The organism is Kitasatospora sp. NPDC093558 (assembly GCF_040683475.1).
GTDB lineage: Bacteria > Actinomycetota > Actinomycetes > Streptomycetales > Streptomycetaceae > Kitasatospora.
In genome coordinates this window covers 1-8628 of the sequence record NZ_JBFBDY010000271.1, presented here as the reverse complement: position 1 = coordinate 8628, position 8628 = coordinate 1, and the positions used below count along the sequence as shown (strand labels likewise).

At 74.9% G+C, this 8628-nt stretch carries 10 protein-coding genes; 4 read left to right on the top strand and 6 right to left on the bottom strand.

Features of this window, described 5'->3' with window-relative positions; all coding sequences use genetic code 11:
* A partial coding sequence (locus tag AB0O00_RS22995) for a hypothetical protein (RefSeq protein WP_363654613.1) occupies window positions 1-729 on the bottom strand: 729 nt, incomplete at its 3' end.
* Between the two features lie 193 nt (window positions 730-922).
* Between AB0O00_RS22995 and AB0O00_RS22990 the strand changes: the two genes are divergently transcribed.
* Window positions 923-1762, top strand: a complete 840-nt coding sequence (locus AB0O00_RS22990) for a TIGR02452 family protein (protein WP_363654611.1) — start codon at window positions 923-925, stop codon at window positions 1760-1762.
* A 59-nt stretch (window positions 1763-1821) separates the two neighbouring features.
* Here AB0O00_RS22990 and AB0O00_RS22985 read toward each other — a convergent pair whose 3' ends face one another.
* Window positions 1822-2160 carry a hypothetical protein gene (locus AB0O00_RS22985; RefSeq protein ID WP_363654608.1) on the bottom strand — a complete coding sequence of 113 codons (339 nt, stop codon included), beginning with the start codon at window positions 2158-2160 and terminating at the stop codon, window positions 1822-1824.
* Window positions 2161-2272: 112 nt separating this feature from the next.
* Window positions 2273-3367 carry a hypothetical protein gene (locus AB0O00_RS22980; RefSeq protein WP_363654606.1) on the bottom strand — a complete coding sequence of 365 codons (1095 nt, stop codon included), beginning with the start codon at window positions 3365-3367 and terminating at the stop codon, window positions 2273-2275.
* A gap of 98 nt (window positions 3368-3465) precedes the next feature.
* On the opposite strand from AB0O00_RS22980, the gene AB0O00_RS22975 reads away from it, so the two are divergent.
* Complete coding sequence (locus AB0O00_RS22975) at window positions 3466-4617, top strand: low temperature requirement protein A (protein WP_363654604.1); 1152 nt, start codon at window positions 3466-3468, stop codon at window positions 4615-4617.
* Window positions 4610-5050, top strand: a complete 441-nt coding sequence (locus AB0O00_RS22970; RefSeq protein ID WP_363654602.1) for an RICIN domain-containing protein — start codon at window positions 4610-4612, stop codon at window positions 5048-5050. Before AB0O00_RS22975 ends, AB0O00_RS22970 begins: the two co-directional genes overlap by 8 nt.
* 12 nt (window positions 5051-5062) lie before the next feature.
* Here the strand turns inward: AB0O00_RS22970 and AB0O00_RS22965 are convergent, their stop codons facing one another.
* The 3 genes from AB0O00_RS22965 to AB0O00_RS22955 all read right to left on the bottom strand — a co-directional run bounded on the left by AB0O00_RS22965 (window position 5063) and on the right by AB0O00_RS22955 (window position 7885).
* Window positions 5063-5767, bottom strand: a complete 705-nt coding sequence (locus AB0O00_RS22965) for a tyrosine-protein phosphatase (RefSeq protein WP_363654600.1) — start codon at window positions 5765-5767, stop codon at window positions 5063-5065.
* Window positions 5768-5848: 81 nt separating this feature from the next.
* Entirely contained in the window at window positions 5849-6607 is a 759-nt protein-coding gene (locus AB0O00_RS22960) for an SDR family oxidoreductase (protein ID WP_363654598.1), read from the bottom strand.
* Window positions 6608-6616: 9 nt separating this feature from the next.
* On the bottom strand, window positions 6617-7885 hold the full coding sequence (locus AB0O00_RS22955; protein WP_363654596.1) for a crosslink repair DNA glycosylase YcaQ family protein: 1269 nt from the start codon (window positions 7883-7885) through the stop codon (window positions 6617-6619).
* 123 nt (window positions 7886-8008) lie between these two features.
* Here AB0O00_RS22955 and AB0O00_RS22950 point away from each other — a divergent pair.
* Window positions 8009-8628 (top strand): nucleotidyltransferase domain-containing protein (locus AB0O00_RS22950; protein WP_363654594.1); only part of this gene is annotated, 620 nt, incomplete at its 3' end.

The following is an 8628-nucleotide window of genomic DNA, read 5'->3' as shown; positions in this document are numbered from 1 at the left end:
GCCTTCGGCCGTGACCGCGACCGTGACCGCGACGACCGTCGCTCGGGTGGCTTCAACCGTGACGACCGCGGTGGCTTCGGTGGCCGTGACCGTGACGACCGTCGCTCGGGCGGTTTCAACCGTGACGACCGCGGTGGCCGCTCCGGTGGCTTCAACCGTGACCGTGACGACCGCGGCGCCCGCTCCGGCGGCTTCAACCGTGACGACCGCGGTGGCTTCGGTGGCCGTGACCGCGACGACCGTCGCTCGGGTGGCTTCAACCGTGACGACCGCGGCGGCTTCGGCGGCCGCGACCGTGACGACCGTCGCTCGGGCGGTTTCAACCGTGACGACCGCGGCGCCCGTTCCGGTGGCTTCAACCGTGACGACCGTGGCGGCTTCGGCGGCCGCGACCGTGACGACCGCGGCAGCCGTTCCTTCGGCGACCGTCCGGCCCGCTCCTTCGGCGACCGCCCGTCCTTCGGCCGGGACCGCGACGAGCGCGGCAGCAGCAGCCGTCCGTTCTCGCGCCGCGACGACCACCGCTCCGGCGGCCGTCCGCAGTCCTCGGGCTTCGGTGGCCGTGACCGCGACGACCGTGGCGCCCGCTCCGGCGGCTTCAACCGTGAGGACCGCGGCGGCTTCAACCGGGACGACCGCAAGCCGCGCTGGAAGAACTGAACCCGTCCGGCCGGTAGTTGACCGGTAGTCGACGAGACGGCCGGCTGACGGACGAAGGGCCCGCTCCACTTGGTGGAGCGGGCCCTTCGGCGTTCCCCCCGGAACTTTCCCCGGCGTCCTTCCCCGGATCCCCGGTATCCCCCGATACCCCCCGGAACCCCTGGACCCCTTGGACCCCTTGGACGCTTCCCCCCGAGGTGTTGTTCTTGGAGTGAGAATAACCTGTGGCGCGGGCGGAGGGAAGTCCATTAGCGTCGGGCGCATGAGCAGCAGACTGCACGGTGTGGCCGTGGTGAACGAGGAGATCGCCGCGCGGGGGAGCTACCGGACGACCGGGGGCGAACTCGTCGAGGTGGGCGAGCAGTTGGCGGCAGCCCGGGCCGGGACAGTGTCGTACGCGCCGGCCGCGCTGGACGCCCTCCTGCGGGCGGACGCCCCCGGCCCTGGGCCGGACCGCGCGGCGGTCGAGGTGACGGCCGAGGGCAGCGTCCAGGCCGCGCGGCGCCTGGCCGAGGCCGGCGCGGGGCCGGTCGGGGTGCTCAACTTCGCGTCCGCGCGCAACCCCGGCGGCGGCTACCTGCGCGGCGCCCGCGCCCAGGAGGAGGACCTCTGCCGCAGCGCGCTCCTCTACACCTGCCTGCTGGAGGCGCCCGACTACTACGAGGCGCACCGCGCCTCCACCGACCTCCGGTACAGCCACCGGGTGATCGTCTCGCCCGGCGTGCCGGTCGTCCGGGGCGACCGCGGCGACCTCCTCGCCCGGCCCTACCCCGTCACGTTCCTGACCTCCCCCGCGCCCAACGCCGGTCAGCTGGCCCGGCGTTCGCCCGGCGTCGGCGTCCGCGGTGTCGACGTCCGCGGCGTGCTCGCCGAGCGGGCCGTGCGGGTGCTCGCGGCGGCGGCCCGGCACGAGGTCCGCGCGCTGGTGCTCGGGGCGTGGGGCTGCGGCGTGTTCGGCAACGACCCGGCCGAGGTCGCCGAGGCCTTCGAGGGCGCGCTCGCCCGGTACGGGGCCGCCTTCGAGCGCGTCGTGTTCGCGGTGTGGGACCGCTCGCCGGTGTCGGCGAACCGGGCCGCGTTCGAGGCCCGGTTCACCGGCTGAGCCTGCCGGCAGCGGTGGCCGGTCAGGGCTCGGGCCTGCCGCTCAGGCTTCGGTGCTGGTCAGGCCTCGGCGCGGCCGGACAGCGCCGTCGCGACGGTCGAGGCGGCGGCGACCACCCCGGTGACGGCGAACACCGACGGCCACGCGCCGATCCGCTTCGCGAGCGGGTGCGAGCCGCCGAAGGCCGCCACGTACAGCCCGGTCAGCGCCGCGGCCGTCCGCACCCCCGAACGGCGGTGCCACTGCGCGGCCGCCCCGGCGCCGGCCACCGCCAGCACCGCGCCGCCCAGTTCGCGCCAGCCGGTCCAGCGGGCCACGCCGTAGCCGCCGAGCAGGCCGCCCGCGGCGGTCAGGGCGGCGGGCGCGCCGTCCGCGATCACGTTCTGGACCTTCGCCATCGTCGACTCCACTCGTCCCGTTGCGTTCCGGCTTCACGTTCCGGCTTCCGACCATAGCCCCATCGGCGCGGACGCCCGATCGTGGCCTGCCTGCCTTGTCTGCCTGGCGGAACTAGCGGAACGCCTGCGCGGCGGTCTGCGCGGGCGCCGTCCGGGACAGCCGCTCGGCCGCCTCCGCCGGGGACAGCACGCGCTCCAGCCGCAGGTCGCCCGGGAGGTCCGGGATGAACCGGCCCGCCGACCACGTCCGCTCGTACGGCTGCGGCTCCAGCACCAGCGTGCGCACGCCGTCCAGCAGCGGGATGTCGGCGGGCGTGCCCTCGTTCCAGAGCCACGAGCCGTCCGGCGCCACCAGGTTGAACGCGCCGGCCGCGATCAGGCGGCGGCCGTCCGGGTGCGCGGTGCGGCACAGGGCCACGACCTCAGGGTCCTGCGGGACGCCCGGCAGGTGGCCGCCGCCGATCAGCACGTCGGCGAGGAGGGTGTGCAGCTGGAACGTGTCGCTCAGGCCGTCCATGCGGAGCAGGTAGCCGGTGCCGGTCGGGCGGTCGAGCACCAGCAGCGGCTCGTCGTCGAGCACCTGGGCCAGGTACGCGAGGCCCTTGAGGTCGTGCGACTCGCCGCCGTACCGGGCGATCAGCTCCAGCAGCACGGCGGTCACGCCGGAAGCGCGCGCCTCCGCCCGCACCGCCGCGTGCACGTACACCGCCCACGCGGCGCGCTGCCACAGCTCCAGCGTCCACCAGCCGACGACGGCCAGGTGCGCCTGCCAGGCGTCCAGGACGGCCGGGTCCTCGATCCGCCCGTGGGCCTTGGCCGGGTCGTCCTCCTCCGGATCGGGGAGCGGGCCGCCGCCCGTCGCCTCCCAGCGCTCCACCAGCCGCTGCGCGCCCGTCAACGCGCCCCGCAGTCCGGCCAGCACCGGCCCCGCGCACGCCGACGGATCGGCGCCCCGCTCGACGCACGCACCCACGAGCATCGCGAGGTGCGAGCGCGGGAACGGCGGTGCGTCCGGCAGCAGCGCGGCCAGCCGGGGCCCGGCCGCCGCCACCTCCGCCGGGCCGGCCGGGCCGAAGAGGCTGCCGACCAGGCCGAGTGCCGGGCCGAACCGCTCCTCGTCCTCAGCTCCGACCACCGCTTCGAGGACGGCCACCGCTTCGGTGAAGGTGGGCTGCTGACGGGGCGTGGGGGTGTGCTGGGAAGCCATTCGCGGCAGCATAGGCGGCCCCTTCGAAGGGGCCGCGCCCGGGGTGCGGTGGACCGAAACCCCCGCGCCGGGGCGCGGCCGTGACGCATACTCACGCGGTGACTGCGCCCCATCCGATACGAGACGTCCCCGGCACCGAGGCGGAGCCCGCCCTCAAGGTGGCCCCGCTCGAACTCTTCCTCGACCTCGTCTTCGTCTTCACGATCACCCAGCTCACCGGCAGCCTGGCCCACCACCTCACCGTCGGCGGGCTCGCCCAGGTGCTCGTGATGCTGGCGGTCATCTGGTGGATGTACGACGCCTTCATCTGGCTGACCAACGCCATGCCGCCCAGCAACCACGGCCGGCGCGGCCTGCTGATGCTCGCCATGGGCGGGTTCCTGGTGATCTCGCTGTCCGTGCCGCACGCCTTCGAGGGCAGCGGCGTCGTGTTCGGCTGGGCGTACCTGGTGGTCGTCGCCGTGCACACCGGCATGTTCGCGGCCTCCGGCGTGGTGCTCCCCTCCGTGCTGCGGATGGGCGGGGCCAACCTGGTGGGCGGCGCGCTGGTCGTGTTCGGCGGCTACTGCACGGGCGGCGTCCAACTCGCCGTCTGGACGGTCGCGTTCGCGATGCAGTTCGTGACCCCGTGGGTCGCCCGGCTGCCCGAGTTCCGGCTCCGCGCCGACCACTTCGTCGAACGCCACGGACTGATCGTGATCATCGCGTTCGGCGAGTCCGTCATCGCGATCGGCGTCGGCGCCGGCGGCCTGGACCTCAGCCTGCCGCTCATCGCCGTCGCGCTGCTCAGCCTCGCCGTGTGTGTCGGGCTCTGGTGGGCCTACTTCGGCCACGACGACGACGCGCGGGCCGAGCACCACATGGCCGCCCTCCCGTCCGCGCGCCGCAACTGGACCGCCGTCACCGTCTACTACCTCGGGCACGGCGGACTCCTGCTCGGCATCCTGCTGTTCGCCGCCGGGGTCAAGTCCGCCGTCGCCCACCCCGGCGCCCCCGGCACCCTCCCGCAGGCCGGTGCCCTCGCCGGCGGCATCGCGCTCTACCTCGTCGTCAACACCGCCGTCCGCCGCACCTTCGGCCTCACCCCGAACCTCCCCCGGCTCACCGCCGCGGCGCTCCTGCCCGCCACCGTCCCGCTCGGCACCGCCGTGTCCGCCCTCGCCCAGGTCGCCGCCACCGCCGCCGTCCTCGCCGCGGCCTTCACCCACGAGCTCCGTCGGTCCCCGGTGGCAGACTTCCCCCGTGACTGACACCGCGATCACGGACGGCCTCTACCTGATCCGCAGCGCCGCCGACGGCCTGCTCCTCGAAGTCGCCGACGGCAGCCGCCGCAGCGGAGCCCGCGTCCGCTGCGGCGCGGCCACCGGCACCGACGCCCAACTCTGGCGCCTCACCGCCGTCCACCCCGGCGGCGCCCTCTACCACCTGGAGAACGCCAACAGCGGCAAACGCCTCGACGTCACCAACGCCTCCACCGACGACGGCACCCCCATCCAACAGTGGTCCGCCAACGCCTTCGGCGCCCAGGAATGGCTCCTCGAACACCACGACGACGCCCCCGGCACCTACACCATCACCAGCTTCATCAGCGGCAAGCCCCTGACCACCACCGACCACGGCGTGGAACAACACGAGGACACCGACACCCCGACCCAGTGGTGGCACCTGGAGCGGCAGTCGTAGCGCAGGGAGCGCTCAGGCGGAGAGGTTGGTGCGGAGGGCGGTGAGGTCGGCTTCGGTGATGCCGTGGGGGGCCAGGTAGGCGGGGATGGAGCCGTGGTGGGTTTCGATCCAGGTGAGGGAGGAGGCGAGGAGGGGGGCGGTGATGGGGCGGGAGACGCGTTCGGTGCCGGTTTCGTCGACGTAGGGGGTGGGGCCGTCGAGGAGGTCGAGGCCGGCGTTGGAGCGCAGGAAGTCGGCGGTGATGTCGGCCTCGGAGGCGCCGAGGAGGGACTGGACGACCGCGATGGTGAGGCCGGTGCGGTCCTTGCCGACGGCGCAGTGGACGACGGCCGGGACGGCTTCGGGGGCGGCGAGGCGGCGGATGGCCGCGGCGATCGACGGGCCGGCGGTGCGGGCCATGAAGGGGTAGAGCGAGGCCTGGTCCTCGGGCCACGGGTGCTCGTCGTCCTCGCGGTCGGCGGGGAGGGTCGGCACGTGGAGGGTCTCGTGGTCGAGGCCGTGCCGCAGGTCGGGCCAGACCTCCAGCTCGAACTGGCTGCGCAGGTCGATCACGGTGCGCAGGCCGAGGGCCTTGAGGCGCCGGGCGCCTTCGTCGGTGAGGGTGTGGAAGGAACCGGAGCGGTAGAGCACGCCGCGGCGCAGGGCGCCGATGCCCCCGGCGTCACGGAAGTTGCGCACGCCGGGGATGTCGATGAAGGCGTCGAAGGCGTCGGTCATGGCACCAACGGTACGGGTGCGGGCGGTGGCGGCGGAAGGAAACCGGAAGAGGCCTTTCGGTGCCTTCCGGTGGGCCGCTCCTCAGCGCCCGCCGGCGACGTCCAGGAAGGCGCCGGTCATGTACGACGCGGCGGGGGAGAGGAGGAAGAGGATCGTCTCCGCGACCTCCTCCGGCCGTCCGCCGCGTCGCATCGGCAGATTGGGGGCGACGCGGTCGACCCGGCCGGGCTCGCCGCCGAGGGCGTGGATGTCGGTGTAGATCAGGCCCGGGCGGACGGCGTTGACGCGGATGCCCTCGGCGGCGACCTCCAGCGCGAGGCCGCGGGTCATCGAGTCGACGGCGCCCTTGGCGGCCGCGTAGTCGACGTACTCGTTGGGCGCGCCGATCCGGGAGGCGGCCGAGGAGACGTTGACGATGGCGCCGCCGCGCCCGCCGTGCCGGGTGGACATCCGGCGGACGGCCTGCGCCGCGCACAGGAACGGGCCGGTGATGTTGGCGGCCCAGATCCGGTTCAGCCGCTCCTCGTCGAGGTCCTCCAGCCGGCTCTGCCGCTCCAGCGTGCCCGCGTTGTTCACCAGGCCGGTGAGCGGCCCGAGTTCGGCGTCCACGGTGGCGAACAGCCGTTCCACCTCGGCGGTGCGGGTGACGTCCGCCCGGACCGCGACGGCGGTGCCGCCCTCGGCGCGGATGGCGGCCACGACGGCGTTCGCGGAGGCTTCGTCGGCCCGGTAGTTGACGCACACGCGGTGGCCGCGGCGAGCGGCGAGCAGGGCGGTCGCGGCGCCGATGCCGCGGCCCGCGCCGGTGACGAGCAGGACCTCGGGGGGTGTGGTCGACATGTCCGTACGCTACCCGGTGGTGGTCCGGCCGGCGGCGGTCCGCCCGGTCGAGCGCTCGGCGGTGGTCCGTCCGGCGCTGCCCGCCATCGCCCGCAGGGCCGCGACCTTCGGCGCGCGGCTCTTGGGCGAGTCGAGGCCGAACCCGCGCGCGTCGCCGAGCTCGTCGCGGACGAACGCCTCGGTGCGGGCCACCGCCTCGCGCAGCGCGTCGTCCGGCGGCACGAAGGGCAGGTGGACGATCTCCGCGCGCTCGGTGTCGTACTCCCACAGCCCGACGATCCGGCCCCGGTCGAGCACCACGTGGGTCTGCGGGTCGGCCTCGCCGCCGAACGACCGTCCGGCCCGGCCGGCGGGCAGCGGGCGTGCGGCGTCGGCGGGGTCGAGCAGCCGGGCCAGGTCGCGGTGCAGGAGGTGGATGCCGTCGATGCCCGCGAGCAGGGTGTAGTGCGGCTTGGCGGGGATCCTGAACTCGGCGTACTCGTCGAGCAGTTCGGGTGGCATGAGGAACTCCGAGCCGGGCGCGAGCGGGACCAGCCCGGCCTCGGTGACGGCCCGGCGGGCGGTGGCCGCGCTGAAGCCGGAGAACCAGCGGAAGTGCCGCAGCGTGGCCGGGGCGGCCCACGAGAAGTAGCGCCGGGCGAGGTCGACGGTGCCCCCGGCGACCGGCTGGTCCCAGCCCACGTACCCGTAACGCTGCTGGTCCAGACGGCCGTTGACGGCCACCCGGCGGATCCGTCCACGCGACTGCATCAGCCCGAGCGCGAGCGGCAGCGTCGTCGAGACGCCGCGCTTCTTCCCCGCCTCGCCGAGCGGCCGGACGGCGTCGCCGACCGCCTCCCGGATCGACGTCGGGTCCAGCGGCTCCGCCTCCGACAGCACCCGCTCGATGGCCAGGCAGAGCTTCTCGACCTCGTCCCGGCCGACCCCCAAGTGCTTCTCCGCGGACGCCAGTTCGGCGGCCGGGGCGGCCGCTCCGGCGGCCAGGCCGAGCGCGAAGTCGGCCGCCGGCAGGACGTACGTGCAGCCGCGCGCCGCCGGCAGCTCGTGCACCTCCAGCCGCGCCACGGCCGCGTCCACCGCCGCCCGGCCGAGCCCGGCCCGCGCGAACAGCCCCAGGTACGGCGCCGCGCCGCCCACCGACCGCGCCCACCCGGTCGCGGCGAGCACCTCGGCGGCCGGCACGCCGGGGTGCGGGCGGTCCAGCCACTGGCGGTGCGACCACCAGGCGCGCAGCTTCGCCGCGTCCGTGTCGCCGGGGATCTCCGGTCCGTGCTCCATGAGGCCAGTATCGGCCGACGGACCGGCCCCGAGCAGGAAATCGGTCGCCCGGCGCGGCCCGGCTCGGAGAGGATGCGATCACCGCCGCCACGGCCGACCGAGCTGTTCGAGAAGGGAACACGCATGCCCGCAGCACCCGGAACCGTCCTGCTCGCCGGCATCGTCGGCTCGACGGCGTACGGCTTCGCCCACGCCGGCTCCGACATCGACCGGCTCGGCCTGTTCGCCACGCCCACCGAGGAGTTGCACGGCCTGCACCGCCCGGCCGAGTCCCACGTGACCACCCGGCCGGACGCCACCCTGCACGAGGCCGCCAAGTGGTGCCGCCTCGCGCTCTCCTGCAACCCCACCGCGTCCGAACTCGTCTGGCTGCCCGACGACCTGTACGAGACGCGCACCCCGCTCGGCGACGAACTCATCGGTATCCGCGGCTCGTTCCTCAGCGCGTCGGCCGTCCGGAAGGCCTACCTCGGCTACGCGGACCAGCAGTTCCGCAAGCTGCTGACCCGCGACACCGCCGACGCCACCGCGCGTCGCCGGGCCGCCAAGCACGCCCGTCACCTGGTGCGGCTCGTCGAACAGGCCGTCCGCCTGCACGAGACCGGCACCAACCTCGTCCGCCTGCCCGACCCCGAACGCATCCGCGACCTCGGCGAACGCATCGCCGACGATCCGGCCGTCGCCCGCCCCCTCCTCGCCGCGGCCACCGACCGCCTCGACCGCCCCGGCGTCCTCCCCGCCAC

What these genes read in the sequence shown, in the direction of transcription:
- AB0O00_RS22980 (WP_363654606.1), bottom strand. Translation starts at nt 3,367, where the DNA reads ATGGCTTCCCAGCACACCCCCACGCCCCGTCAGCAGCCCACCTTCACC.
- AB0O00_RS22990 (WP_363654611.1), top strand. Translation starts at nt 923, where the DNA reads ATGAGCAGCAGACTGCACGGTGTGGCCGTGGTGAACGAGGAGATCGCC.
- AB0O00_RS22955 (WP_363654596.1), bottom strand. Translation starts at nt 7,885, where the DNA reads ATGGAGCACGGACCGGAGATCCCCGGCGACACGGACGCGGCGAAGCTG.
- AB0O00_RS22965 (WP_363654600.1), bottom strand. Translation starts at nt 5,767, where the DNA reads ATGACCGACGCCTTCGACGCCTTCATCGACATCCCCGGCGTGCGCAAC.
- AB0O00_RS22985 (WP_363654608.1), bottom strand. Translation starts at nt 2,160, where the DNA reads ATGGCGAAGGTCCAGAACGTGATCGCGGACGGCGCGCCCGCCGCCCTG.
- AB0O00_RS22960 (WP_363654598.1), bottom strand. Translation starts at nt 6,607, where the DNA reads ATGTCGACCACACCCCCCGAGGTCCTGCTCGTCACCGGCGCGGGCCGC.